At 65.7% G+C, this 26,276-nt stretch carries 24 protein-coding genes; 12 read left to right on the top strand and 12 right to left on the bottom strand.

Annotated features, from left to right (window positions below):
* Positions 1 to 7: 7 nt before the first annotated feature.
* Positions 8 to 1,174: an acyl-CoA dehydrogenase family protein gene (locus tag ACVT6V_RS11300; RefSeq protein WP_489899827.1), complete on the bottom strand. Its 1,167-nt coding sequence runs from the start codon at positions 1,172 to 1,174 to the stop codon at positions 8 to 10.
* 103 nt (positions 1,175 to 1,277) lie between these two features.
* On the opposite strand from ACVT6V_RS11300, the gene ACVT6V_RS11295 reads away from it, so the two are divergent.
* Positions 1,278 to 2,258, top strand: a complete 981-nt coding sequence (locus ACVT6V_RS11295) for an acyl-CoA dehydrogenase family protein (RefSeq protein ID WP_489899826.1) — start codon at positions 1,278 to 1,280, stop codon at positions 2,256 to 2,258.
* A gap of 104 nt (positions 2,259 to 2,362) precedes the next feature.
* Here ACVT6V_RS11295 and ACVT6V_RS11290 read toward each other — a convergent pair whose 3' ends face one another.
* The 9 genes from ACVT6V_RS11290 to ACVT6V_RS11250 all read right to left on the bottom strand — a co-directional run bounded on the left by ACVT6V_RS11290 (position 2,363) and on the right by ACVT6V_RS11250 (position 12,222).
* Positions 2,363 to 3,028, bottom strand: coding sequence for a TVP38/TMEM64 family protein (locus tag ACVT6V_RS11290; RefSeq protein WP_005199169.1), 666 nt, complete (start codon positions 3,026 to 3,028; stop codon positions 2,363 to 2,365).
* A 168-nt stretch (positions 3,029 to 3,196) separates the two neighbouring features.
* A complete protein-coding gene (locus tag ACVT6V_RS11285) occupies positions 3,197 to 4,390 on the bottom strand; it encodes an acyl-CoA dehydrogenase family protein (RefSeq protein WP_489899825.1) in 1,194 nt (397 codons plus the stop codon).
* Position 4,391: 1 nt separating this feature from the next.
* Complete coding sequence (locus tag ACVT6V_RS11280; protein ID WP_489899824.1) at positions 4,392 to 5,507, bottom strand: acyl-CoA dehydrogenase family protein; 1,116 nt, start codon at positions 5,505 to 5,507, stop codon at positions 4,392 to 4,394.
* A gap of 145 nt (positions 5,508 to 5,652) precedes the next feature.
* Positions 5,653 to 6,465, bottom strand: a complete 813-nt coding sequence (locus ACVT6V_RS11275) for an enoyl-CoA hydratase/isomerase family protein (RefSeq protein ID WP_489899823.1) — start codon at positions 6,463 to 6,465, stop codon at positions 5,653 to 5,655.
* Positions 6,462 to 7,973, bottom strand: coding sequence for a class I adenylate-forming enzyme family protein (locus ACVT6V_RS11270; RefSeq protein WP_489899822.1), 1,512 nt, complete (start codon positions 7,971 to 7,973; stop codon positions 6,462 to 6,464). The genes ACVT6V_RS11275 and ACVT6V_RS11270 overlap by 4 nt, the downstream gene beginning before the upstream one ends.
* 14 nt (positions 7,974 to 7,987) lie before the next feature.
* Entirely contained in the window at positions 7,988 to 8,293 is a 306-nt protein-coding gene (locus ACVT6V_RS11265; RefSeq protein WP_005199164.1) for a hypothetical protein, read from the bottom strand.
* A gap of 62 nt (positions 8,294 to 8,355) precedes the next feature.
* Positions 8,356 to 9,948 (bottom strand): AMP-binding protein, encoded by a 1,593-nt coding sequence (locus ACVT6V_RS11260; RefSeq protein ID WP_489899821.1) that lies wholly within the window; start codon positions 9,946 to 9,948, stop codon positions 8,356 to 8,358.
* Positions 9,945 to 11,456, bottom strand: coding sequence for a class I adenylate-forming enzyme family protein (locus ACVT6V_RS11255; RefSeq protein WP_489899820.1), 1,512 nt, complete (start codon positions 11,454 to 11,456; stop codon positions 9,945 to 9,947). The genes ACVT6V_RS11260 and ACVT6V_RS11255 overlap by 4 nt, the downstream gene beginning before the upstream one ends.
* Position 11,457: 1 nt before the next feature.
* A complete protein-coding gene (locus tag ACVT6V_RS11250; protein WP_039880611.1) occupies positions 11,458 to 12,222 on the bottom strand; it encodes a crotonase/enoyl-CoA hydratase family protein in 765 nt (254 codons plus the stop codon).
* Positions 12,223 to 12,375: 153 nt separating this feature from the next.
* Between ACVT6V_RS11250 and ACVT6V_RS11245 the strand changes: the two genes are divergently transcribed.
* Complete coding sequence (locus ACVT6V_RS11245; RefSeq protein WP_489899819.1) at positions 12,376 to 13,524, top strand: acyl-CoA dehydrogenase family protein; 1,149 nt, start codon at positions 12,376 to 12,378, stop codon at positions 13,522 to 13,524.
* Positions 13,525 to 13,569: 45 nt separating this feature from the next.
* The gene (locus tag ACVT6V_RS11240; protein WP_489899818.1) at positions 13,570 to 14,331 is read left to right on the top strand and encodes an SDR family NAD(P)-dependent oxidoreductase; all 762 of its coding nucleotides are present in this window, start codon (positions 13,570 to 13,572) and stop codon (positions 14,329 to 14,331) included.
* Between the two features lie 80 nt (positions 14,332 to 14,411).
* Here the strand turns inward: ACVT6V_RS11240 and ACVT6V_RS11235 are convergent, their stop codons facing one another.
* Positions 14,412 to 16,862, bottom strand: coding sequence for a CaiB/BaiF CoA transferase family protein (locus ACVT6V_RS11235; protein ID WP_489899817.1), 2,451 nt, complete (start codon positions 16,860 to 16,862; stop codon positions 14,412 to 14,414).
* 165 nt (positions 16,863 to 17,027) lie between these two features.
* Here ACVT6V_RS11235 and ACVT6V_RS11230 point away from each other — a divergent pair, with 165 nt between their 5' ends.
* Together ACVT6V_RS11230 and ACVT6V_RS11225 are read left to right on the top strand one after the other, a co-directional pair.
* Positions 17,028 to 17,909: an acyl-CoA thioesterase gene (locus tag ACVT6V_RS11230; protein WP_489899816.1), complete on the top strand. Its 882-nt coding sequence runs from the start codon at positions 17,028 to 17,030 to the stop codon at positions 17,907 to 17,909.
* 153 nt (positions 17,910 to 18,062) lie between these two features.
* The gene (locus ACVT6V_RS11225) at positions 18,063 to 18,881 is read left to right on the top strand and encodes a FadR/GntR family transcriptional regulator (protein WP_489899815.1); all 819 of its coding nucleotides are present in this window, start codon (positions 18,063 to 18,065) and stop codon (positions 18,879 to 18,881) included.
* Between the two features lie 318 nt (positions 18,882 to 19,199).
* On the opposite strand, the gene ACVT6V_RS11220 is transcribed toward ACVT6V_RS11225, so the two are convergent.
* Complete coding sequence (locus ACVT6V_RS11220) at positions 19,200 to 20,432, bottom strand: FAD-dependent oxidoreductase (RefSeq protein WP_489899814.1); 1,233 nt, start codon at positions 20,430 to 20,432, stop codon at positions 19,200 to 19,202.
* A 96-nt stretch (positions 20,433 to 20,528) separates the two neighbouring features.
* Between ACVT6V_RS11220 and ACVT6V_RS11215 the strand changes: the two genes are divergently transcribed.
* The 7 genes from ACVT6V_RS11215 (at position 20,529) to ACVT6V_RS11185 (ending at position 26,226) form a co-directional block, all read left to right on the top strand.
* Entirely contained in the window at positions 20,529 to 21,134 is a 606-nt protein-coding gene (locus ACVT6V_RS11215; RefSeq protein ID WP_005199153.1) for a TetR/AcrR family transcriptional regulator, read from the top strand.
* Positions 21,135 to 21,139: 5 nt separating this feature from the next.
* Positions 21,140 to 21,490, top strand: coding sequence for a nuclear transport factor 2 family protein (locus tag ACVT6V_RS11210; protein ID WP_489899813.1), 351 nt, complete (start codon positions 21,140 to 21,142; stop codon positions 21,488 to 21,490).
* A 120-nt stretch (positions 21,491 to 21,610) separates the two neighbouring features.
* Positions 21,611 to 22,231, top strand: a complete 621-nt coding sequence (locus ACVT6V_RS11205) for a TetR/AcrR family transcriptional regulator (protein ID WP_005199151.1) — start codon at positions 21,611 to 21,613, stop codon at positions 22,229 to 22,231.
* Between the two features lie 178 nt (positions 22,232 to 22,409).
* On the top strand, positions 22,410 to 22,601 hold the full coding sequence (locus ACVT6V_RS11200; RefSeq protein ID WP_124708134.1) for a ferredoxin: 192 nt from the start codon (positions 22,410 to 22,412) through the stop codon (positions 22,599 to 22,601).
* A gap of 27 nt (positions 22,602 to 22,628) precedes the next feature.
* Positions 22,629 to 23,897 carry a cytochrome P450 gene (locus tag ACVT6V_RS11195; RefSeq protein ID WP_489899812.1) on the top strand — a complete coding sequence of 423 codons (1,269 nt, stop codon included), beginning with the start codon at positions 22,629 to 22,631 and terminating at the stop codon, positions 23,895 to 23,897.
* 35 nt (positions 23,898 to 23,932) lie between these two features.
* On the top strand, positions 23,933 to 25,381 hold the full coding sequence (locus ACVT6V_RS11190) for an aldehyde dehydrogenase family protein (protein ID WP_489899811.1): 1,449 nt from the start codon (positions 23,933 to 23,935) through the stop codon (positions 25,379 to 25,381).
* Positions 25,381 to 26,226, top strand: coding sequence for a mycofactocin-coupled SDR family oxidoreductase (locus tag ACVT6V_RS11185; RefSeq protein ID WP_489899810.1), 846 nt, complete (start codon positions 25,381 to 25,383; stop codon positions 26,224 to 26,226). Before ACVT6V_RS11190 ends, ACVT6V_RS11185 begins: the two co-directional genes overlap by 1 nt.
* Positions 26,227 to 26,276 lie beyond the last annotated feature (50 nt).

Raw genomic sequence — 26,276 nt, 5'->3', positions numbered from 1 at the left:
ACGTGTGTCAGGACGGGTCGCGTGGCAGACCGAGGCCACGTTCGGCGATCACGTTCTTGAGTACTTCGTTCGCGCCGCCGGCGATGGTCCAGGCCCGGGCGTACAGGAACGCGTCCTGCCACCACCCGTCGGCGACCGCACCCTCGTCGCCCTCGACCGCGACGGCATCCGAACCCTGCAATGCCATCCCGAGCTCGGTCATCGCCAGGTTGGTCTCGCTGAAGAAGATCTTCACCGACGGGGCGTCGGCGACGTCGGTGCGACCGGCCAGCATCCCCGACTGCACGCTCTTGCTCATCAGATCGATCACACGGGCATGCGTGGCGATACGTCCGACGTCGCGTCGCAGGCCGGCATCATCGCTTCGATCCTTGGCGAGCGTCACCAGCCGGTCGACGTTCTGCAGCAACTCGGTTGCCATCGACGCCACCCCGGTCCGCTCGTGCGCCAGGCTCGAATTGGCCACTCGCCAGCCATCATCGACCTTGCCGATCACCGCATCGACGGGCACCCGCACCCCATCGAGGAAGACCTCGTTGAAATCCTCGGTGCCGGTGATCTCGCGGAGCGGACGAACCTGCACTCCCGGCAACGTCATGTCGAGCGCGAAGGCGGTGATACCTCGGTGCTTCGGGGCGTCCGGATTGGTGCGCGCCAAGAGGTAGCCGACGTCGGCGTGCTGCCCGTTGGTGGTCCACACCTTCTGCCCGTCGATCACGTAATGGTCGCCGTCGAGCTGTGCGCGGGTACGCAGCGAGGCGAGGTCGCTGCCGGCCCCGGGCTCGCTGAACAACTGGCACCAGATGTCCTGCCCGCCCCGGATCCGCGGAAGGTAGTGCTGCTGCTGGGCATCGGTGCCGAAGTCGATGAGCGCGGCCGATGCCAGCTGATAGGCCCCGATCGGTGCCCACACCCGCGCGCGAGCGATCTCTTCGGCAACGACGAACGCACGCTGCGGGTCGACACCCGGGGTACCGCCGAACCGCTCCGGCCACTCCGCGCCCAGGTAACCCGCCTCGAACAGCATGGCCGTCCACCGTCGGATCTCCGGGACCAGATCGGGGCCCGGGGCGCGCACACCCGTGTGATGCTTGATTCCGGGATTGTGCTCGGCGATGAATGCGCGCACCTCGGCCCGGAACTGTTCGAGATGAGCGTCGGTCTCGATCCGCATCTTCGGACCTCCTGTGTCGCACGTTGCCTAATTAGTTATATGATCTTACCGTATCTAATCATACGTAGCCGTCGAGAGACAGCCCCAACGGGAGGAATGCGCCATGGACTTCGAGCTCAGCGACGAGCAGGAGATGCTACGCGACGTATCGCGCAGCATGTTGTCGGCACATTGCACACCTGAGTTGGTCCGTGAGGTCTCGACCACCGGTCGGGACCTCGACGACAAGGTCTGGCAACGCGGCACAGAGATCGGCTGGACCGGCCTCGCCGTCCCGGAAAGTCACGGCGGTGCCGACGCGGGCCTCGTGGAACTCTGTCTCATCGCCGAGGAGATCGGCCGGGCGGCGGCGCCGGGCCCGTGGGTCGATACCGCTCTCGCGGCGTACGTCGCTCATCGCGGCGGCGCACCGGAGGATGTGGTCGACGGACTGGCGTCGGGGGGACGACGCGCCGCAGTGGTCATCGATCATGCGCTCGTCCAGGCCGCCGCAGCCGTGGACTGGTTCCTGATCGTGGACGACGCGCAGGTGCGGCTCGTCGAGGCCGATTCGTCCACAACTCGGCGTCGCCGCACCCTCGACGAGAGTCGAGGCTTCTATGCGATCGGCGATATCGCGGACGGTGGTCACCTGCTCGACGTCGATGCCCAGTCGGTCCGCGATGCCGCTGCAGTGCTGGTTGCCGCGGATGCCCTCGGCGTCGGTGAACGACTCCTGCAGATGACCGTCGACTACGCCAAGGTGCGCGAGCAGTTCGGGCGGCCGATCGGCTCGTTCCAGGTCATCAAGCACAAGGCCGCAGACATGCTGATCGCGCTGCGCGGAGTCCGGGCAGCGACGTATTACGCGGCGATGACATTCGACGCCGGGCTGACCGAAGCATCGAGCGCAGCGAGTGTGGCCAAGGCATTTGCCGCGGAGAAGGTACCCGCGATCGCCGGTGAGGCCGTACAGACCCATGGTGGGATCGGCTTCACCTGGGAGCACGATCTGCACCTCTACCTCCGGCGCGCCAAGGTCGACGAGGTGCTCTGTGGGGATGCCGCGTTCCACCACGACCGGATGGCGCAGTTGCCCGGCTGACCGCCGACGGCAGCGGCCATCCTCGAGAACACTTGGGTCCGAAGCCCGGGGTGGTCGATACGGGAGGGGTCGGGCCTTCGGGCGAGACTGCCGGTCCCGGTCGGCTACACCGGCGTCTGGTTACCGCGAATCGAACCGGTGACGCCCAGGCGGCGCGCGAGCACTGCCGATCCCCCACCGATGACCACCACCGCCGCGATTGCTGCGACAAAGGGCCAGGACAGCGGGGAGGTCCCGTAGGCGCCGACCGCGCTGTAGGCGATCGCCCCCGGGACGATGCCGATCGCGGTACCGACCAGATAGTCGCGTTGCCGGACCGAACTCAGCCCGGCCGCATAGTTGACGAGGCCGAACGGGAACACCGGGATCAGTCGCACCACCATCATCGAACTCATACCGCGACGCTCGAGCACCGCATTGAGCGCGACGATTCTCGACCAACTGATCTGGGCGAAGGATGCACGCCCGAGTGATCGGGCCAGCCAGTAGCCGGCCCAGGCACCGAACGTCGCCGCGACGATCACGATGAGCGCACCGGGGACCAAACCGAACATCAGTCCGCCGGCCACGGTGAGCACACTCATGGGGAACGGGGTCAACGTCAGCGCGGCCAGAATGAGCATGAATGCCAGCACCCCAGGTACGCCCGCGGCGGACACCGAGTCGCGGATCGTCGTCGAATCGGGGATGTCGACGGTCGCGGCCACCACGACGCCCGCGACCATGACCGCCGCCAGAATCGCCAACTTCAATCGATGGCCCACCGTCATTCGCCGCCCATCGGCTGTGTCACAGTCCGTGTCATCCCCAACCTGGTCCCTGCCGGCACCCACGCCGGCACCTCGGTCCAGTCAATCAGGTCGTATCGGGAGATTCTCGACCGGGATGTTGCGACAACCGGCCTGAGGTGAGCACGCGACGCCTGAACCGGCCGGGGTTCAGCGCGCCGGCATGGCCGGATCGCGGGGCAGACCGAGGACCTGCTCGGCGATCGTGTTTCGCTGGATCTCCGACGTTCCGGCACCGATGGTCGATGCCCGCGACCCGAGGAAACCGGTGAGCCACCGACCTCGCTGGATGGCGCGCGCGGAGTCGCGGGTGACGATTCCGTCGGCGCCGAGCATCTCGACGGCGAACTCGTGGAGTTCCTGTTCAAACATCGTGATGAACAGCCGGGACACCGATGACGCCGGACCGGGTTCGCCGTGCGCGATGATGTCGTTGATGATCCGGCTGGCGTTGTACTTCATCAGTCGCACCCGGATCTCGAAGTCGGCCAGGCGGTCCCGGGTCAGCGGGTCGGTCGTCAGCCCACGCTCGCGGGCGAGTGCGATCAGCTCGTCGAGAATTCGCCGATAGTTGGTCGCCTGATTCATCGCTCCCGCGGCACGTTCGTGCCCGAGCGAGGTCCGGACGAGCGGCCAGCCCTGGTTCTCCTCGCCGATACGATCGGCGATGGGTACCCGCACGTCATCGAAGAAGACCTCGGCGAAGTGCTCGCCGCCGGTGATGTCCTTCAGCGGGCGTACGGTCACCCCGGGAGCATGCGCATCGATGATCAGGTAAGTGATGCCCTTTTGCCGGGACTCCTGGGTCCCGGTGCGCACCAACGTGAAGAAGACGTCCGCGTCGGTGGCGTGTGTGGTCCACACCTTCTGGCCGTTGACCACATAGAAGTCGCCCTCACGGCGGGCGGTGGTGCGTAGAGCCGGGAGATCCGAACCCGCACCCGGCTCCGAATAACCCTGACACCAAATGAGGTCCTGGCGCAGCATCGGCCCGAGCCAGCGCTGCTTCTGCTCATCGGTGCCGTAGGTGATGATCGTCGGCGCGACGATCCCGAGACCGGTCCCGAGCGGCGAGGGCACACGCGCCTTGGCCAGTTCTTCCTGGTAGATCACCTGTTGCGCAAAGGACAGGCCCATGCCGCCGTATTCCAGCGGCCACGACGGCCCGGTCATCCGGGCGTCGTACATCCGGGCGTGGTAGGCCCGCACCCACGATTTGCGCTCAGCCGGATCCCTGGGGCGCTTGGCGGGGCGATTGTCGGCGAACCACTGGCGAATCCGTGCGCGAAACTCGTCGTCGCTCTCGATCGTCATCACTGTGCCTGTCTCGATCTGCTGTGTCATCTCACATCTCCACCAGCTCGGCGATCCGGGCGCGATGCGCCCGCGGAGCGCCGAGCACAATGTCGGAAACGGTGGCCCTGCGCAGGTAGAGGTGCGCGTCGCACTCCCACGTATAGCCGATTCCACCGTGGAACTGGATGTTCTCCTTGCTCGCCTTGGTGTAGGCCGCTGAACACCACGCCTGAGCTGTCGACGCGGCGATCGCCGCCTCGGGATCACCGTCATCGAGCAGCGCGGCCGCGAAAAATGCTGCGGACCGCCCGGATTCGATCTGCACCTTGAGGTCTGCACATCGATGCTTGATCGCCTGGAAGGAGCCGATCGGACGCTCGAACTGGACACGCATCTTCGCGTAGTCAACCGCCATGTCCAGTGCCGCAGCGGCACCACCGATCTGTTCGGCGGCCAGGGCGGCAGCGGCAAGGTCACCGGCGCGCGCGAGCGTCTGTGTGGCATCGTCGCCGACCCGAACCGCCGGTACGGCATCCAACTCGACTCGCGCGAGCGCCCGGGTCTCGTCGACGGTGGGCACCGCTTCGCGATGCAATCCGGCGGCGTCACCCGCGAGAGCGAACAGGCCCAGATCGCCATCGGTACGAGCGGCCACCAGAATGAGGTCCGCGGTCATCCCGTCGATGACGAACGCCTTGGCGCCAGACACACTCCAGCCGTCGCTCGATGCCGTGGCCGTGGCCGTGACCGCGGTGAGGTCGAACGACGGCGCGTCGTCGGCGATTGCCACGGTGGCGGTGAGTTCTCCCGCCGCGATGCGCGGTAGCCATCGGGCCTGTGCCGCCCGGTCACCCACCGCCGTCAAGGTCTGCACCGCCAGCGCGACCGTCGAGAAATACGGTCCCACATACAGTGCGCGGCCCATCTCCTCGAGGACCACGCCCAGTTCGACCGCACCCATCCCGGCGCCGCCGAACTCCTCAGGGATCACCAGGCCCTGCAGGTCCATCTGCTCGGCCATCTGCCGCCACACGGCCTGGTCGCCCACTGCGCCCGCGATGGCGAGCTCGCGAGCCTTCTCCGTCGACGACTTCTCGCTCAGGAAGCGTCGCACCACGGCTCGGAGCTCTTCGTGGTCGTCGGTCCATCCGGTGATCATGGTCATCCTCCGCTGCATGGTCGGCAGGAGCGTCACCGACGCTCGAACCCTTTCAGTAAAATAAGTTACCTGATTACGGTGCCGTTATGGAAGTGGTGACAGTCCCGAGTGAGGCACACGATTGTTCGGGGCCGACCACGTGTCCCCGACGTCAGCGTCGGCGATAGCGGGGGGATCGCTTGCCGAGGAATGCCGCGACCGCCTCGGGCTGGTCTTCGGTGAATGAGGTGAAGACCTGCTGACGGTTCTCGAACTCGACCGCGGCATCGAATCCGGGCGTCTCCAGTGCCAGCCACATGCCTTGCTTCGTGAGTTCCACCGAGATCGGTGGGTTGAGCATTATCTCCGCTGCGAGTGCCGTAGCGCGATCGAGAAGCTCTCCGGCGGGCACGACATCGGTCACCAGACCGATCTCGCGGGCGTACTCGGCGGAGAACCGACGGCCCGTCAGCATCAACTCATGGGCCCGGCCCGCGCCGATCAGGCGCGGAAGGAGCCAGGACACGCCGATGTCGCATGCCGAGAACCCTGCGCGGATGAACGAGACGGCGAACACGGCTTCCGGTGCGGCGATCCGGATGTCGCTGGCGGCGACCAGGGCGAGTCCGCCACCGGCCGCCGGGCCGTTCACCGCGGCGATCACCGGTTGACGCAGCGAGTGCAACCGCTGGGCCAGTCCGGCGATCTCGCGCTGGATGACCAGCTGAGCCTGTGCGCGCCCGAGTCGATCGAGCTCGTCGGCCCACCCATCGGGCGGGAGGTAACCGTTCAGATCGAGTCCGGCGCAGAACGCCCGCCCCGCCCCGGTCACGATCACCACGCGGCAGTCGGTGTCTGCCTCGACCTCGTCGAGGGCTGTGATCAGATCGCCGGTCAGTCGACGGTCAAGTGTGTTCAGCGCCTCGGGCCGACTCAGCGTGATCTGCGTGATGCCCTCGGCGGGTCGGGTGACCGATACGGTCACGCGGTGACCCCTTCTGCCGAAAGCACCTTCTTGAGCACGTTGCGCCGCACCAGTTTTCCGGTCTCGGTCCGCGGTAGCTCGGGCCAGAACCAGAACCGGTCCGGGGTCTTGCTGGATCGCAGTGACGTCTGGGCGAATTCTCTGAGGTCCGCGTCGAGAAGTTCGGCGCCGACGCGCAGCACGACGGCGGCCTCGATCCGCTGGCCCCATTCCTCGTCGGGGACACCGACGACGGCGACATCAAGCACGTCTGGATGCCGCAGCAACACCTCTTCGATCTCGGCCGGAGCGATGTTCTCGGCGCCGCGGATGATCGTGTCATCGATGCGCCCACCGATGAACAGGTAACCGTCGTCGTCGAGGTAGCCGTTGTCGCGGGTATCGAAGAACCCGTCGTCATCGACCGCGCGCCCGATGCCCGCATATTCGGCGGACACCTGGTCACCACGAACGCAGATACGACCAGGAGCCCCGGGCGGGAGCGCAGTACCGTTCTCGTCACGAATCTGGATCTCGACGGTGGGCAGTACCTTGCCGACCGATGCCAAGCGGGCCCGGATGTGCGGCTCATCCGAGGCATACGCGTCCCGGTGATCCTCGGGCCCGAGGACCGCGACGGTCGAGCTGGTCTCGGTCAGGCCGTAGGCGTTGACGAAACCCACCTCCGGCCAGGCGAGCAGCGCCTTCTCGATCACGGCCGCCGGCATCGGAGCGCCGCCGTAGGCAAGCGACCGCAGCGTGGGCACCGAACCGTCGACACCGTCGCCGATGGCCTCGATCACCCGCGACAACATGGTGGGCACGACCAGGGCGTTGGTGACACCCTCGGTCCGGACCGTGTCGAGCCACTGCGTCGGATCGAACTGCTCCAGGACTATCGTGCGGCGTCCGCCGTAGAGGTTGGAGATGACGTTGGCGACCGCGGCGATGTGGTAAGGCGGCACGCTCACCAGAGCGGCATCGTCCTCGTCAGCATTCATGAACTCCACCGACCCGAGCACATAGGACACCAGGTTCGAATGCCGGAGCAGAACACCCTTGGGCTCCGACGTCGTCCCGCTCGTGTAGATCACCACGGCCGGCCCGTCATCGAGGATGACGTCGGGCTCGGCAGGATCGCCGTCGGCAGCGGTGGACTGCAGCCACTCCCCCATGGTCTGCGCCGACAGTCCGGCCGCACGCAGATGAGCCACGCCGGTCTCGTCGCCGATGCCGATGGCGCGTGGATGTTTGGCGAGCAACCCCGTGAGCTGGTCGTCGCCGAGGCGATAGTTCAGCGGAACCAGCGGCACCCCGGCATAGGCGGCGGCAAACATCGCCACCGGGAACGCCGGCCCGTTCGGACCCAGGTAGACCACCGAATCCACGCCGGCGGCACGGATGGCCGCAGCCCCGGTCAGCGCCCGGGCGCGCAGATCGGACGCAGTGAATCCAGACGCTCGGCGACCGACAACAACACGATCGCCGAATCCGTCGGCGGCCATGTCCAGCAGCATCGAAAGGCGCACGATCCCGATTCCCCTCAGTCCGACGCCGGCAGCGGTTTGGCCTGGGCGGTGACGAGGAGTTCCCCGTTGAGCGCCAACGAGCCCTCACCCGGCTTGGTGCACAGCACCTCGATCACATCGGCAGAATCGACATATCGCTTGCCGATCAGCGTTCCGTTCATCTGTGCCGGATCCGCCTTCGCCTCCGGCGCGGCTTGACCCTTCTCGACCATCGGGGCGCCGCCACAGGTCAACTCGACGTCGCCGTCGGGCACTCGTGTGATGATCACGTTCGTTGTGTCGACGGCACTTGCCAGTGCCAGTCCCACTCGCAGCTTCACTTCGTCAACTCCTAGCCGTCGAAAGTCTGTCGGATGTCCTCCAGAGTGACGACGATAACACATTAATCCGTTAGATGAATAGACTGATTCGTCCCAGCGCGGAGCTGCTGCCGGAGTGGCGCCTTCTGCACCTTGCCGGCCGCCGTCCGCGGCAGCGTGGACACCGTGCGGATCACCTCGGGTGTCTTCTGGCGCGCCACTCCCGCAAGCCGGAAGTGGTCGCCCACTTCGTCGATGGTCAGGCGCTCCGCGCCTTCGCGTAGCACCACGAAGACCGCGACCCGCTCCCCGTACACCGGGTCCGGCGCTCCCACCGCGGCGACCTCGCTGACCTTGGGATGCGTGGACACAACGTCCTCGACCTCACGCGATGAGATGTTCTCGCCGCCGCGGACGATGATGTCCTTCTTCCGGTCCGTCACCGTCAGATAACCGTCGCGGTCGACGTTGCCGACGTCCCCGGTGCGAAACCAGCCGTCATCTGTGAAAGCCTCGGCCGTCAGTTCCGATCTCAGGTAGCCGGCGAAGAGCTCGGTCCCCCGGCTCAGGATCTCGCCGTCGATTCCCGGTGCGACGTCGCGACCGAGGTCGTCGACGATCCTGACCTCGTTGCCCGGCTGGATACGGCCGTCGGTGTGGGTGCGTTTGCCGATCGGATCGTCGGGCGACCCGCCCGCGATGGTCGGATGCTCGCTCAAACCGTAGGCACGGAAAGCCGCGATGCCGGCTGCGTCGGCGCGCTCGACGAGTGCTGCCGGCACCGACGCGCCGCCCACGAGGTAGCCACGCAGGGTCGCAAGCGCGACCTCGCCGCGCTCTTGCGCGTCCAGGAGCCCGGACAGATGGATCGGGGCCCCGGCCGTCGACGTCACCGCGTACTCGTCGATCAGCTCCGCCGCTTGAACGGGGTTCCAGACGTCCATCAGAACGGTGGGTGTCGCATGGATCAGTATCCGGAGCAGCCCATTGGCGGCCGCAACGTGTCCGGAGGGGAACACACTGAGGTGCGAGGAGTCCGGACCGGCCCCGTCGGCCACCACCGGCGACAGGGTGTCGGCGATGAGTGAGCGATGGGTGTGCTTGACCCCCTTGGGATCCGAGGTGGTTCCCGAGGTGTAGACGAGCAGGGCGATGTCGTCGGGCTCAGCGGGGTCCTCCCCCTCCCGCCAGTCGGCGGCGGTGTCCTCCCAGCCGATCGCACCGGATGGGATGTCGTCGCCGACGACCACCACTGTGCCGACCGACTTCACCGCACCGGCCTCGATGAGCGCGGATGCCACCAGACGGCCTTTGACCTGCGCCGCCAGGACCACCACCGTCGCTCCCGAGTCACGCAGGATGAACTCGACCTCACGGGGTCCGTAGATGGGCACGATCGGCAGGACAGTTGCGCCCACCAGGAACGTCGCGGCCTGGATGACGAGTCCTTCGTACCAGTTCGGCAGCTGCAGGGCCACGACGTCGCCGCGCCCGATCCCGATGGACTGCAGCCAGGCCGCCCGGGACAGCGCGTCGCATCCCAGCATCCCGATGGTGCTGCGATACGGTCGTTCGTCGCTGACCACCACCACGTGTCCGCCAGGATGCCGAGCAGCAGCGTTCCGCGCCGCAGAGCCGATCGTGAGGACCGATGCCGATGGACCTGCGGTCGTCATGCCGAGATCGACGTAGCCATGTCGGCTGCGATGACGTCGAGCAGATCCATCCGGCTGACCTTGGACGAAGGAGTTCGGGGCAAGGCATCGACAACGGCGATGTGCACCGGCACCTCGTAGGGCAGCAGATGCTCGCGGCACAGCCCGTCGAGCTCTTTGGCCAGGGCTGCCCGATCGGTGCCGGCCTCGGCGGGCTCGAGCTCGACGCCCGCCACCGGCACCTGGCCGAGGCGGTCATCGGGCCTGGGCGCCACCGCCGCCTCATGCACCGACGGGTGCTGCTCGAGCACCTTACGGACCGTGTCGGGATGGACCTTGAAACCACCGCGCACGATCGCATCGTCGGCCCGGCCGCGTATCCACAGGAATCCGTCGGCATCCACCACCGCGAGGTCACTGGTCCGCAGCCAACTGTCGGCCCCGACCGGCGACTGAGCGGTTCGGATCTCGAGCCGTCCCTGCTCACCAGCCGGGATCTCGGCCCCGTTCTCGTCGGTGACCCGCAGCGTCACCCCGGGCAGTGGGCGGCCCGCGCTGCCCGCCTTCGACTCCCACCACTTCTCGTGGAGTGCTTTTGTCCAGTACGCGACCGCACCGGCGAATTCCGTGGCACCGTAAGTCGGGAGCACTCGAATCCCGTAGGTCTGCAGGAAGTCGTCGATCAGTTCAGGCGGACAGAAGGTCGTACCGGTGGTGACCACCTCGATTCCGTCGAGCTGGTCGGCCGTCACGCCTGCGTTGAGAATGGAACGCAGCGCCGCCGGAACCAGACCGGTCGCCTTTGGCCGATGCCGCGTGATGACCCGCAGCCAGGGCTCCAGCGCGAATTTGGTCATGAGAACGATGCGCCTGCCGGCAAACAGCGGACCCAGCGCTCCCCAGAAGCCACCGATGTGCACCAGTGGGGTCGAGACGATGCTGACTCCGCTACGGAAGAGCGAATCATTCGGCGGCGCCGGCACACTTGTGGAGATGGCGGTGTCGAACTGCTTCTCACGCAGCAACACCCGCTTGGGCGGGCCCGTGGTTCCAGAGGTCAGCATCTCGACGATCACGCCGGGCGAGATGTCGGATTGCCGCGCCGCGCGAACGTCGCGGTCGTCGAACACCTGCACCGTATCGGTGCCCAACGCCAGTACCAGCGCATCGCCGGCGGACTCCCGCACCCCGTCACCCGCGAGTGCGGTTGCCGTTCCGACCACGACGGGCACGTCAGCCCTGGCGATGTCGGCACTCAGCCGTTCCGGCGGCTGCAGGGAACTGAACGTCACGATGCATCGTCGTCGCGCGATGAGCGACAACAGGACGGCCACGCACTCGGGCCGGTTCTCCAGGATCAACCCGACCCGGGTGCCCTCACCGTGGCCGTACTCGCCCAGCACAGAGTCCAGTGAGCGGTCGACACCCTGCAGGGTTCCCCAGGTGGTCCATGACTCCTCGAACTCGATCGCCTCCGCGTCGGCCGGGGCGTTGTCGAGGAGCTCCGCGAATCGCGAACGGCTGTCCATGTCAGCGGCCCTTCCACACTGGCGCACGCTTCTCGGCGAACGCGGTGGCGCCCTCGCGGGCGTCCTCGGAGGTCATCACCGGCCCGATGAGCTCCATCTGCTTGGCCCATCCCTCATCGATGGTCCAGTCCGACGACGATCGGGCGATCTGCTTGGTCACCGCAACCGCAAGCGGGCCATTCGCGGCGATGGCCGACGCCAACTCGACAGCACCGTCGAGCGCGCCGCCGGGAGGCGTGAGTCGGTTCACCAGGCCGAGGGCGGCAGCGCGCTCGGCACTGATCGGATCGCCCGTGAGCAGCAACTCGAGCGCGACGGCCTGAGGAATGCGCTGCGGGAGCAACATGGCGGCGCCGGCGCCGGCGACCAGAGCTCGTTTCACCTCGGGCACGCCGAGTTTCGCGTTCTCGGCAGCGACGACCATGTCGCAGGCGAGCAGCAGTTCGAAGCCACCGGCCACGGCCCAGCCCTCGACAGCTCCGATCAACGGTTTACGCGGCGGCGCCTGAGTGATCCCGCCGAGCCCGCGACCTTCCACGACCGGGCTCTCCCCCCTCAGGAACGCCTTGAGATCCATCCCCGAACAGAAGGTGCCGCCCGCACCGGTGAGGACACCGACGCGGAGATCGTCACTCTCCTCCAGTTCGTCGATCGCGGCGGCGATTCCCTCGGCGACCGCACCGTTGAGCGCGTTCTTGGCCTCGGGCCGGTTGATGGTGATCACCTGTACGCCGTCGCGGCGTTCGACAACAACCTCGTCTGACATCTCGTCCTCGTCTTCGGTCGGATCGGCCGGTCTTGCCGGCGCGGCGTCCCGGCGCTGGGTCGCCATGGGGTCTCTTCGCATCAGCACACTAGCACATAATCAGTTTAATGATTAAGCTGTCTTCGTACCTGATTTTCGGAGAGGAAAACAAGCATGGCTGCACCCCGTTCGGTGTTCACACCCGAACATGAAGAGTTCCGCGGAGTGGTCCGCGACTTCCTGGCCCGCGATGTCGCGCCCTACCACGAACAATGGGAGCAGGCCGGACAAGTCGACAAGACCGTCTACAAGGCCGCGGCACAGGCCGGCGTGCTGGGCTTCTCGGTTCCCGAGGCGTACGGAGGCCTCGGCGTCGACGACTTTCGCTACAACGCGATCGTCGCCGAAGAGCTCGGCGCCTCTCACCTGAGCGGACCCGCCCTCACGTTGCACAACGACATCATCGCGCCCTACCTGCTGCGTCTGACCACCGAAGCGCAACGTCAGCGCTGGCTCACCGGATTGGCAAGCGGCGAGCTGACATTCGCGATCGGGATGAGTGAGCCGACTGCCGGCTCCGATCTCGCCGGCATCAAGACGTCGGCGCGCCGCGAGGGCGACGAGTGGGTGATCAACGGCCAGAAGACGTTTATCTCGAACGGAATCCTCTCCGACGTCGTCATCGTGGTGTGCCGCACCGACCCGGATGCGGGCCACAAGGGATTCAGCCTGATTCTCGTCGAGAAGGGCACTCCGGGCTTCGAACCCGGGCGCAAGCTCGCCAAGATCGGACACCATGCCCAGGACACGTCGGAACTCTTCTTCTCCGACTGCCGGGTTCCGGCGAGCAACCTGCTCGGTACCGAGGGACGCGGCTTCTATCACCTCATGGAGAACCTGCCGTCCGAACGCCTGTCCATCGGCATCAGTGCCGTGGCCGGCGCGCGCAGCATCTTTACTCAGACAGTGCAGTACGCGCACGATCGCGAGGCGTTCGGCCAGTCGATCGGCTCATTCCAGGCCAACCGCTTCACCATCGCCGAGATGGCGACCGAGCTCGACATCGCGCAGATCTACATCGACAACTACATCCAACAGGTCCTCGACGGCACGCTCACCGCGGTCGATGCAGCCAAGGCCAAGTGGTGGTGCACGGAGTTGAACAAAAGGGTGGTCGACCAGTGCCTCCAGCTGCACGGCGGCTACGGATACATGCTCGAGTACCCGGTCGCCAAGGCGTACCAAGACGTGCGGATCAGCACCATCCTGGGCGGCACCACCGAGATCATGAAAGACATCATCGGGCGCGACCTGGGCTTCTGACCCTCTCGCGCCCAACACCATTCACCTGACCAGGAGACACATCACATGGAGATCAAAGGCAAACTCGCCGTCGTCGTCGGAGGCGCCTCGGGCATGGGCCGGGCCAGCGCCGAACTGCTCGCCGAGCGTGGGGCCCAGGTGGCGATCATCGACCGCCCGGGCGGCGCCGGTGCGGAAGTCGCCACCGCGATCGGCGGAGCATTCATCGAAGGCGACATCACCGATCACGAGGGCTTCGAGGCGCAGCTCGCCGAAGCCGTCACATCGTTGGGCGGCTTACACATTGCGGTCAACACCGCAGGCGGCGGTATCGTCGGCAAGACGCTGGGCAAGGACGGGCCACACGCGCTCGACGCCTTCACCAGTGTCATCAATCTGAACCTCATCTCCACGTTCAACCTCAACCGACTGCAGGCCGCGCACATGGCCCAGTCCGAACCGAACGAAGACGGCGAGCGCGGCGTCATCATCAACACCTCGTCCATCGCCGCATTCGAAGGGCAGATCGGGCAGGTCGCCTACAGTGCGGCCAAGGCCGGCATCGCGGGTATGGCGCTGACGATGGCTCGCGACCTCGGGTCGTACGGCATCCGGGTTCTGGCGATCGCGCCGAGCCTGTTCAACACCGGTGCGGTCGCCGGGCTGCCCGAGGACATGGTCGGTCCACTCGTCGCCGGCAACGCCTTCCCCAAGCGGATGGGACAGCCCGAGGAGTACGCCAAGCTCGCCGTCGCGATCGCCGAGAACGCCATGCTCAACGGCCAGTGCCTGCGACTCGACGCCGGCATGCGCTTCGCCCCGCGCTGACTCGTAGCGCGACCACACAGCAAAGCGCCTCGCCCGAATCGTTCCGGGCGAGGCGCTTTGCTATCGGCCCCCGTCACGCGTCAGGCAATGACACCTCGTTCCCGAAGGTCGGCGAGTTGCTCTGCGGAGTAACCGAATTCGCCGAGCACGGAATCGGTGTGCTGTCCGATGGTGCAGCCGGCATCGGCCTTAGTGGCCGACCGCGAGAAATGCAGCATCGGCGCGATCCGACGGTGTTCGTCGAAGATCGGGCTCACGGCGTCGACGCTGTAGCCCGCCTCGTAGTACTCGTCGCTCTGCAACAAGGCCTCGGAGTTGCGCTCGGTGACCTCGACGCAACCCACGTCCTGGGACTGCAATTCGGTTTCCCAGTCGAGCTTTGCCCGCTTACCGAAGATCCCGGTAAGCACCTCTGTCAGTTCGGCGTCATGCTCACGGCGCGCCTCGGCGGTGGCGAAGCGGGCATCGCCGCCGAGATCGGCGTAGGGCTCGAGGGCAGTGACGAGCGAGGCCCACTCCGACTCCTTCGGAGCTGCCAGGAACACGAAGCCATCCTCGGCGGGATAGATGCGGTAGAGCGCATGGATTCCCCAGAAGCCCTCATCCACGACCGGCAGACTGGTGGCGCCGTCGTACTCGTTATTGAGGTGCATCAGCGCGCCCAGAGCCGAACCCAGCATGGTCGTCGTGATGCCGTCCATCGACGTGCCGCGATCGCGGGCGTAGAGGCCGAGCATGATCGTTGACGCCACCCCGAGCGCTGCGACGCCATCGGCCTGAGCCACCGGAACAGCGTTGGCCGCGTGCAAGATGCGCGCTCCGTTGCGAATCTCCTCGTCGGAATGCGGTGTGTCGTTGCGCCCCCGGCCGTCGACCGACGCCAATCCCATTGCCGCACCGACCGAGGGTGCGTATGCCGGTCGAGCGCCGTACGGGCCGTCGACGCCATAACCCACTGCGCTGATGTAAACGAGGTCGGGTTTGATGGACTTCAGCGTCTCTTCATCGACACGGGTCCGCTTGGCGGCGCCGGCACGGAAACACTGGAGCACGACGTCGACGCCCTTGACGAGCTCGTGGACAATCGCCTGCCCCTCCTCCGAGCGGAGGTCCACCACGACGCTCTCCTTGCCCTGCAACACCTTCGCGCCACCTGCCTCGGGGAACGGCACCAGCACACGGATGTTGTCGCCACCGGCCTCCTCGATCTTGATCACCCGCGCACCGAGGTCGGTCAGGAGGGTCGCACCGTACGGCCCGGCGAACATCACGCCGAATTCGAGGATGGTGATTCCTTCCAGAGGAAGCCCGGATGACGCGTCCGTGGAGCTACCGAGCGGGGTCGCCGCAGCAGCGAGCGCACGGAGCTCGGCGCCGTGGTCGCCGGGCATCGGCGCCGCGGTCGGTTCGGTGAGCGGGCGCCCGTTCACCTGTATCTGGGTGGACGGCTGCTTGACCGGCCCCAGTACCGGATGCTCGACGGTGATCGCCCGACCTTCGTGCACCACCTGCGGATGCTCGAACGCGCCTGTCGGCGTGCGGAAGACCTCGGCACTGACATCCGGGTTGCGCTCGAAGGCCTCCTGCCACTCGGCAAGGCTCCGCTGCCCCACGCGCGAGATCATCTCCCACCAGAACTCCTGGCGCAGGTCCGGATCCTCGAGGACCGGGAAGCCCTTCCATTTCGGATCGGCCAGCCATTCGATGAGACCCAGTTCGGTGAGCCACGCCTGCATCAATCGTGGTGCGGTCTGGGCGAATTGGAGCCACGTGCCGTCGCTGCTCGGTGCGATGAGCAGGGCGAACAGCAGCGGAGCAGCGGGCCTGCCCTGATCGTCGTAGGCCACATCCTGAGGCGTGTATGCCCCTGGGTAGCGTTCCAAGACCATCTCGTAGAACCAGTTGTACGGGTCCATCGCGCCGATCCCGAGTACGAGATTTGACTCGACCACCTGCCCGTGGCCGCTGCGTTCGCGTTCATGCAGCGCGGCGAGCACTCCGTGCACAGCACACTGTGCCGCACCCCACGACGCATACGGCACGGACACATACGCGGGACCCGGCCGCGAGGTGAGTTGACGCTTGTTGTGCAACACGCCCGCTTTCGCCATGACCAGACCCTCGTAGCCCTTGTAGTGACTCCACGGGCTGTTGGAGCCCCAGCCGGTGATGCTGGCGACCACGAGGCGCGGATAGTCGGCGGAGAGCCGCTCTGCGGTCATCCCGAGACGCTCGGCGGTCGAGGGCCGCATGGTGCTCACCATGACGTCGGCTTCCGCCAGCAAGCCACGAAGCACGTCACGGTCGGAGTCGTCGTGGACGTCGAGGGTGATGCTGCGGCGGCTGCGCAGCAGCCCCGGCCAACCCGGATAGTCACGCACGGGGCTGCCACCCGGAGGTTCCACCATGATCACGTCGGCTCCGGCATCGGCGAAGAACTGACTGAACTGAGCGCCGGGCAGCGTGCTCGACAGGTCGACGACGCGAAGTCCGGCAAGCGGTGCGACAGCAGGATCGGGGGTCACATTCATCGTGGAGCTCTCACTTCGGTCGTCGGACTGTGATCGTTGCCACTCATCCTGCCCAATCGGGCATGGATGGCGCAAGGATTTTCGACTAATTCATTAAACTATTTCGTGACCAGCGACGGCTACCGAGAGTCGCCCCAAATACATTTAACTGATTATACTGGTTCTGTGAAAGTCGAGACTACGCACGACGCATCGAGCCGTCCGATCCCGGAGCGGATCGCGCTCGTGGAGGTCGGACCTCTGCGATTCCGGGGTGGCGTCAGCCCGGGTCCGCCGACGCGCACCTACGGCGGTGAGGTCGCCGCCCAATCCGTGCTCGCCGCCTACCGAACGGTTTCGGCCGATCGCGACATCCATGCGGCACATATGCATTTCCTGCTCCCCGGCGACACCACCGTCCCGGTGGAGTTCGAGGTCGAGGAGAGCCGAGATGGCCGGTCGTTCAGCTCCCGACACGTCCGGGCGTCCCAGGCCGGTCGGGTCATCTTCACCATGACCGCGTCATTCCAGCGGCCGGAGAAAGGGTTGGAACACCAGGTACCACGGCTGGACGCACCTCGGCCCGAGACCCTTCCCACCCCCGAGGAGATGTTCGCCGACGATACCGAGAACCTGGAGTGGGTCCGCTGGCTGACCGACAGCATCGATGTGGACGCCCGGTTCCCGATGTTGCCGGCACGATCCTCGGCCGCGCGTGGCCATCGCGTGGACCCCCGACAGAGCGTCTGGCTGCGATCGCGGCGCCGTGTGGGCACGACGTCGGCCGACCGCAATGCCGCACTCGCCTACATCTCCGACCTCCTGCTGCTCTCCGCAGCACTCGGGCCGCACCAGCTGACGCTGCAGGGCGGCGAACTCCAGTTCGCGACCGTCAGTCACTCGATCTGGTTTCACGCGCCGCTGTCGGTTGCGGACTGGTTCCTGTACGAACAGGACTCGCGATGGGCGGGTTCGGGCCGCGCGCTGTGTCGCGGGGAGATGTTCGACGGGACCGGCCGGCTGTGTGCGACGACGATGCAGGAGGGACTCATCCGGGTCCGGTCCTGACAGTTCGTGCAGATCCGGTGACCGATGCCGGGCCGAGAATCCGCACCCGGACTCGTGGTGTGCGCGACACGGGAGACCGACCAAGGTGCGACGATTCACGACACCGGGCGGGGACCCGAATGTGTGACACCTATAAACGGTACATTTATCTACATGTCTGTCGCAGCTACAGGATCGTCCGCCGAGGCCCCGCGGGTCGGCACGGTGATGCGCGCCCCCAAGACCGCCGAACTCATCGCCGGACATCTGCGTCGCCAGATCGTGAGAGGTGAGCTGACCCCCGGCGAGACTCTACCCCCGGAGATGCAGCTCATGGAGCAGTTCGGGGTGTCGCGGCCAACGCTGCGAGAAGCATTCCGGATTCTGGAAGCGGAGAGCCTCATCGGAGTACGCCGCGGTGCCCGCGGCGGAGCACAGGTTCTCGCGCCCGACCCGATGGTCGCCGCGCGACACGTCGCGTTGCTCCTACAACTTCAGGGCACCACGATCCAGGACGTCTATGAGGCGCGCATGGTGTCCGAGCCGGTCTGTGCCGGCATGCTGGCCAGGATCCGAACCGACGAGGATCTCGCTGACCTGCAAGAAGTGGTCGCCAAGCTCTCCTCATTGATCAAGTCTGCTCCGGAGCAGACACCGGACATGTCTCAGTGGAGCGCGACCACATACCGATTTCACGAATTACTCCTGCAGCGATGCGGCAACAAGACCCTCGCGGTGCAGGGCGCCGTGCTCGCCGACATCGTGGAAACCCACCTGGCCCGCACCATCTCTCAGGGGATGAGCCGGGAGCAACAGGCGCAACCGCCGAGCATCGACAAGACTCTGCGCTCCTACCGGAAAATGGTTCGCCTGATCGAAGCACGGGACGGCGACGGCGCCGAGAAGCATTGGCGGTCCCACATGCAGATCGCCGCCAAATACCTGTTCATGTTCGATCCGCAGAACATGCCGCTCGTCGATCTCTTCAGCTGAACCGGGCTCGCGGTCTGATCACGGCGATGTCGAGAGAAGGTCGACCGGCACCTCGACGAGCCGGGCCTGTACGTATTCGCTGACCGATTTGCCGATGCTGTCGACCCGGAGGTTGCTCGATCCACCGCGGCCCAACAGTTGCGGGAGTACGAGGTGTAGACATACCGGCTATGGCACGATGTCGCCTCGAGGCGCAGGGCTGTCCGCGCTTGTGGCGACCACCAATCCCCGATTCTCCCCGAGATGTGCTGCACGCGCTGCAGATCACGCTGTCAACGGCCGCCCCGTGGCGGAACCATGCAGACCGCACATCGCATCTCACGCAAGCGCAAGAGTGGTCAGTATGTCCGGTCCGAATGCCTCCTCGCCGATACTCCACGGTCCTGCGTGTATCGCGGTCAGCGCCTGGCCCAGTTCGGGCCGGCGCGCGAGCACTTTGAGCACCCGTGCCCGGCGGGTATCCCGATCCGACATTCCGAATCCGCTGACGAGATCAGCCAGTGCGGTGCTGAAACGCAGTCGTCTCATCCGCTCGGTCCGTTCCACTGCATAGGCCGCAAGCACCTCCGGACCCCACCGCTGATTGTCCAGCAGCACCTCCGACAACACACGCGCATCACGCAGACCGATGCTCAGCCCCTGCGCGGTCACCGGGTTGCTCCACCCGGCAGCGTCGCCGACGAGGGCGGCGCCGGGCATCGCCGGTGTGCTGGTCCACGAATCGCACATCGGGAAAGTTGCACAAGGTCCGACAGGTGTCGACTCGGCGAGACGGTCCGAATCCGGGAAGATCGGGGTGCGGTACGCCTCCAGGAAGGCGGTGATCGCCTCACGTCCGGTCAGCGGTTCCGGATCGTCAACGTGCCGACCCACGTACAGACGCAAACGGTTGTCGGCTCGTGGAATCACGATGAACTGGTTGCGTCCGTCCACGGCGATCGTCGTCACACGCCGATCCCAGACTCCGGCATCGTCGACGAGCATCCCGGTGAGTTTCACGCGCGCCTGAGTCGACGCCATCTCGACACCAAGCGCAGCGCGCGTCGTCGAGAACTTTCCGTCGGCCGCGATGATCAACCGGCATGAGATCTCTTCGGTGCGCCCATCGAGTTCGCACGTGACGACCGGACTGTCCCCGGCCCGAACCGTCGATCTGCGAACACCGCGGTAGAGGGTGGCACCTTCTTTCACCGCGGCATCGGCAAGGGCCTCGCGTAGTTCTGGATGACCGATTCCGATCACTCCCGGTGCGCCCGGTACCGCATCCGACAGGTCCGTAGCCAACTCCTGTGCGCCCGAAACGGTCAGCGCGGCGTCGTACGGGACCATGCGTGTGATGACGGAGACGCCGTCGGCGTCCATGATTGCGCCATCCACACCCAGTGCGGCCGCCTCGAGGAACCCCCACGGAACGATCGCTTCTCCCCGCACCATGTCGCGGTAGGACGACTCCCGCTCGAGGACCACCACACCCACGTCCGCGGCAGCAAGTCTGGCCGCGAGCGCGCTGCCGGCGACTCCTCCGCCGACGATGACGACATCAGTCTTCATGCTGACCCAATCCGTTGATTTACTGTCACTAAATGGATAGCATTTACCCCTAATTAATGGAAGTCCCCCTTGAGATCAGGACATACGGGAGGTGCAATGCCAAGGCAGCGCGGCGGAGTCCAATCGGCGCCGTTGGCAACCGCCGACATTCTCGATGCAGCGCTACGCGTGGTCGAGCGCTCGTCCCTGGACGCACTGACGGTGCGCGCCGTCGCCGACGAATGCGGGGTCACACCGCCGGCAATTCACTACCACCTCCGTGGCGAGCGCGATCTGGCAACACTCGTCGTCGAGGCGGTGGCACGCGAGATCACGGTACGGCTGGACCCGTCGACCTCGTGGCAGGATCAATACATCGAACTCGTCCTGGCCATGGACAGAACCTTCCTCCGTTACCCCGGAACCGGCGCCCGAGCACTGACGGCGACTGGAAAGTCTCCGGCGGCAAGTAAACTCACCGAGACCGCACTCGACATCCTGCGAGGCGCCGGGTTCGGCGAGCAGGAATGCGTCGAGATCTTCGCCGCGACCTATTTTCTGTACGTGGGTTGGCTCTCAACGCGGCAGATGGCCCAGAGCGACGCCATCCACCCATCTCTGGCCGCGGCCGGGATCTCGGCGCCGGAGCGGGTACAGACCGAGCCATTGATCGCATCATTGGAATGCATTTTTACTGGACATGTACCACGACAAGGGAGTTGACCGACGTGACCGAAACAACCACAAACTGGGTGACCGACTACTACGCCGCATGGGATTCGGCAGACGTCGATCAAATCGTGAACTGGTTCGCCGACGACATCGTGTTGGAGGATGTGCCGATGGCCCACGTCGCATCGGGACCGGAGCAGGCACGCGAATTCGTCGAACACGCAATCGCACTCACCCCGGGAACCACCTACGAAGTGGTGAACAGCGTGGTCACCGACGACGCCTTCGCCACGGAGTGGATCATGCGGCCCGCCGGCCTGCGTGGATCATCGGTCGGCGCGATTCGCGACGGCAAGATCGTGAACAATCGGGACTACTGGAATGCGGGCGGTCGCAGCCAGATGTGACGTGCGCTGATCGATACGCCAGTCGACAACCGGTGCGCTTGCCACGGCAAACACTTACGATACGGGAGCCGTCCGTGATGGGTGTCTCGGGTGCCGAGGTCTGACTGGGAGGATGGACGCATGACTGCGGTTGACAACACGCAAGGGCGGCCGCGCGACCCGGAGGTCACGCGACGAATCACCGAGGCGGCCCTGCTCGAGTACAGCCGCACCGGCTGGGCGGCGTTCACCATGGACGGCGTCGCGCGCCGCGCGGGAGTCGGGAAGGCGGCCCTTTACCGGCGCTGGAAGTCAAAGGAAGGGCTCTTGGTCGATGCGCTGGAGGCTCGGTCACAACCAGTGACGGAGACAGTCGATCAGGGCGACTTTCGGTCCGACACGATCGCGCTGGCAGCCGAATTGATGTGCCACTTTCTGGACCCGGCGGGATGGGCCACCTTGCGTATTGCCGTGGACGCCGCCGACAACACCGCGCCGCTCGCGCAGTTCTACGAGCGAATAGTGCTGGCGCACCGAGAAGCAGTGGCCCGCTTCTTCGAGCGCAATGTCGCACGCGGCGCGCTGTCACCCGGCGCCTCAGCCGCCGCACTCGCCGAATGCCTGTTCGGAGCCGTCTTCATGCACGTCCTCGCAATGGCCCCGGCCGACCGCACCGCGGCCCGTGACTCGGCCATCGAGCACGTGACGCCTCTGGTCGACCTGCTCCTCAACGGAGTATCCACAGAACACGCTCGAGACTGAGCGGCACCGCCGCGCGACACATCCACCTTCCATCACCGAACTCACGAAACGCGTTTCCGACGCGGGACACTGTCTACACAAAACACTTGCGGACGATTCCCGTTCCGTATATTGTGACTGTGATCCACACCATACAGATGACCTATTAATCTGTTTTTCGATCGACCGGAGGTCGAGAATGAGACTGTCGATCGAGCCGAGCGCGTGCCAGGGCCACGCGGTGTGCAGCGTGACGGCACCAGCACTCGTTGATTTCGACGACGAGGGCCACGCCGTACCCCACCACGAGACGCTCCCCGACCACCTCATCGACGCCGCGCGACGGATGCGGCTGTCTTGCCCGGAAAGAGCAGTCTCCCTTGTTGATTGATTCCTGATCACTCCAGAGAAGGTGTCCATGACGACCGACATCCCCGCCATCCCCAGCATCGACTTCGACCATCACTCCGAGCATTACGCGCGCCATTGGCGCGAGATCAATGAGCAGAACCGTGCTGCGTGCCCGGTTGCCCATACCGACGCGCACGGCGGATTCTGGGTTCTCTCCTCCTACGAGGACATCGCGACAGTCGCCAAGGACGACGCAGCATTCTCCTCGTACCAAGAACTCGACGACGGCACCCACACCGGCGCAACGATTCCAGCCGGCCCGATCCGGCAGGTACCCATCGAGATGGACCCCCCGGAGTTCACGGCATACCGCAGGCTGTTGAACCGGTCTTTCGCCCCCGCGGTGATCGCCGAATGGGAAGACTACATCCGCAGTGCGACCACCTACTGTATCGATCAGGTCATCGATAGCGGCACTTGCGATTTGGTTGCTGATGTCCTCAATCCCGTGCCGGCCATCACCACCCTGTCCCTGCTCGGTCTGCCGACCGAGGACTGGCGCAGCTTCTCCGACACGATTCACGAGATGGTCCACACCCCACCTGATCCCGATGGCAACTTCGCTGCCGACGACGCCGCGCAGAGGCTCATGGAGCTCTTCGTCACGGTCACCGAAACCATCTCGGCGCGCCGCCAGAATCCGACCGATGACCTCATCTCCACGTTGGTCCACGCAGAGATCGACGGCGAGCCGATGTCTGATCAGCGCCTGCTCGAGATCATCAGCCTGGTCATCTTCGGCGGCGTCGACACCACCGGCAGCCTGTTGAGCAGTGTGCTGCGATGGCTGGAGGCGAATCCACATGAGCGCGAACGGCTCGCCGCGGATCCTGGCTTGATTCCACAGGCCACCGAGGAGTTCTTGCGCTTCTTCTCTCCGGTGCAGGGACTCGCGCGCACGGCCACGCACGACTGCGTGATCGGCGACCAGCAGATCCGCAAGGGCGAACGGCTGTTCCTGTCCTGGGCGTCGGCGAACTTCGACCCGGCACTGTTCCCCGATGCCGACAAGGTCGAACTGGACCGATTCCCCAACCGGCATCAGTCCTTCGGCATCGGCGTGCACCGATGCCTCGGATCGAACTTGGCGCGACTGGAATTCCGCGTGGTTCTCGAGGAGATCCTGCGTCGGATGCCCGATTTTCACATCTCCGATGATGCCGAACCATTCCGCTCCATCGGTGTGGTCAACGGTTGGGTCACTTTGCCCACCATCTTCACCGCCGGCGTCCGCGAGGGCTCCGACGTCGGTGGAAACCCCGCGCTCACCCTCTGATCGAACTCTGATCCACCGCAGAACAGGAGAACCACATGACCGATCGCACACCACCACCGGTACACCTACGCCTCAATGGCGAGAAGCTCCCCGAAGGCTCTGGCGGATTCTTCGACCACGTCGACCCCGTCACCGGAACGGTCAATGCCCGAATCCCCCTGGCCGACAAGGATGACGTCGATCGTGCCGTCGGGGCCGCCCACACCGCATACGACTCGTGGCGGCGGACACCACCGGCCATCCGGCGCGGCATGCTCATGAAGCTGGCCGACCTGATCGATGCCAACGCCGACGAGTTCGCACGCCGCGGGGCGCTGGACAACGGGATGCCGATGTCCCTGGCGGCCGGCGGCATCGGGATCTCGGCGGAGTGGACCCGCTACTACGCCGGTTGGGCAGACAAGATCGCCGGTGAGGTGACCGGCCAACCGCTACAGGACTCCGAGCTGGGCTACACACTACGACAGCCGTACGGCGTGATCGGCATCGTGATCACCTGGAACGGACCGCTCATCTCGTTGGCGATGAAGGTGCCGGCCGCGCTCGCCGCCGGCAACACCGTGGTGGTCAAACCGTCCGAGATGACGCCCTTCGCACCCGAATTGTTCATGGACCTGGTGGAGGAGGCGGGGATCCCACCCGGCGTGGTCAACATCCTGCCGGGCACCGCCGAAGCCGGGCATCAGCTCGTCACCCATGACCTGGTGAAGAAGGTGTCGTTTACCGGTGGTCCCGTCACCGCCACCCGGATTCTCGAGGCCTGCGCACCGTCGATGAAGCCGGTCGTCCTCGAACTCGGTGGCAAGTCGGCGAATATCGTGCTCGAGGATGCCGATCTGGCAACGGCCTGCCAACACGCCGCATTCATGTCGGTCGGGCTGATGACCGGTCAGGGATGCGCATTCCCCACCCGACTGCTCGTCCAGGAGTCCGTCTACGACCAGGTGCTCGACGGCGTCCTCGCCACGGCGGCGTCCATCGCCCCCGGTGACCCTTTCGACCCCGCCACGCTGACCGGACCGGTCGTGAACGAGGCGGCCGTCGAGCGGATCATGGGCATGATCGAGCGAGCCCAGGCCGAGGGTGCACGCCTGCTCCACGGCGGAAGGCGCATGGAGCGCGAGGGCTTCTTCATCGAGCCGACCGTGTTCGCCGACGTCGACCCGGCATCCGAACTGGCCCAGACCGAGGTCTTCGGTCCGGTGCTCGCCATCACGAAGTTCCGCACCGATGACGAGGCGATCGAGATCGCCAACTCCACCAAATACGGTCTGTCGGGTTACATCCAGACGCGGGACCTCACGCGCGCCACCAGGATCGCCGCCGAGCTGGAAACCGGCGAGGTACTCATCAACGGCGCGATGAATCTCGCGGTCCATCGTCCGTTCGGTGGGATCGGGATCAGCGGTGTCGGCAAGGAAGGCGGCCGCGCCGGAATCGAAGAGTTTCTCCGTGTCAAGAGTGTGGGAATGGGATTGGTCTGATGTTGAATCTCGAAGGGCAGAAGCTACCGGTCGGCTCGCTGGAAGGCCGCGTCGCGTTCATCACCGGCGCCGGCCGCGGCCAGGGACGCGCGCATGCAGTTCGTCTCGCGCAGCTCGGCGTCGACATCATCGGCGTCGACATCTGTGCGGACATGGCGACTTTCGACTATCCGTGTGCGACGCTCGATGAGCTCGAGGAAGCCAAGAAACTCGTGGAGAACGAGGGACGACGGATGCACGCCGGGGTGGCCGATGTGCGCGACTTCCGCGCACTCAAGGCCGCCTTCGACGCGGGATTCGCCGAGTTCGGCCGGGTCGACATCGTGATCGCCAACGCAGGCATGATCCGCTATGCCGACGAGGAGAACCCGCAGCAGGAGTGGCGGGACACCCTCGATGTCATCCTGACCGGCGCCTTCAACGCCGTCCGAGCCTCAATCGACGAGTTGCGTGCGGGTGGCCGGGGCGGCTCGATCGTGCTGACATCATCATCGGCGGGATTGAAGGGCACCGCGTCACCGGATGCAAGCCCGCAGGCGTATACCGCCGCCAAGCGCGGCCTGGTCGGATACATGCAGGTGTTGGCGAATCAGTATGCACCAGAGATGATCCGCGTGAACACCGTCCATCCCACCGGGGTGATCTCGGGAATGACGATGAACGAGGCGATGGCCAAGAAGGCCGCCGAGATCGGCAGCAACATCTCGGCGATGCAGAACGCACTACCGATCTCGATCCTCGACGCCGAGGACATCGCCAACGCGGTCGCCTTCCTGGTCTCCGACGAGGCACAGTTCATCACCGGCACCGAATGGGCGCTCGACGCCGGATTCACCGTGCGCTGACGCATCGTCCGCCTGGCTCCGTGGGCACTCGGCGGCCCACGAAGCCAGGC

Source organism: Gordonia sp. LMA167 (assembly GCF_058130025.1).
This window is presented reverse-complemented; position numbering and strand designations above follow the sequence as displayed.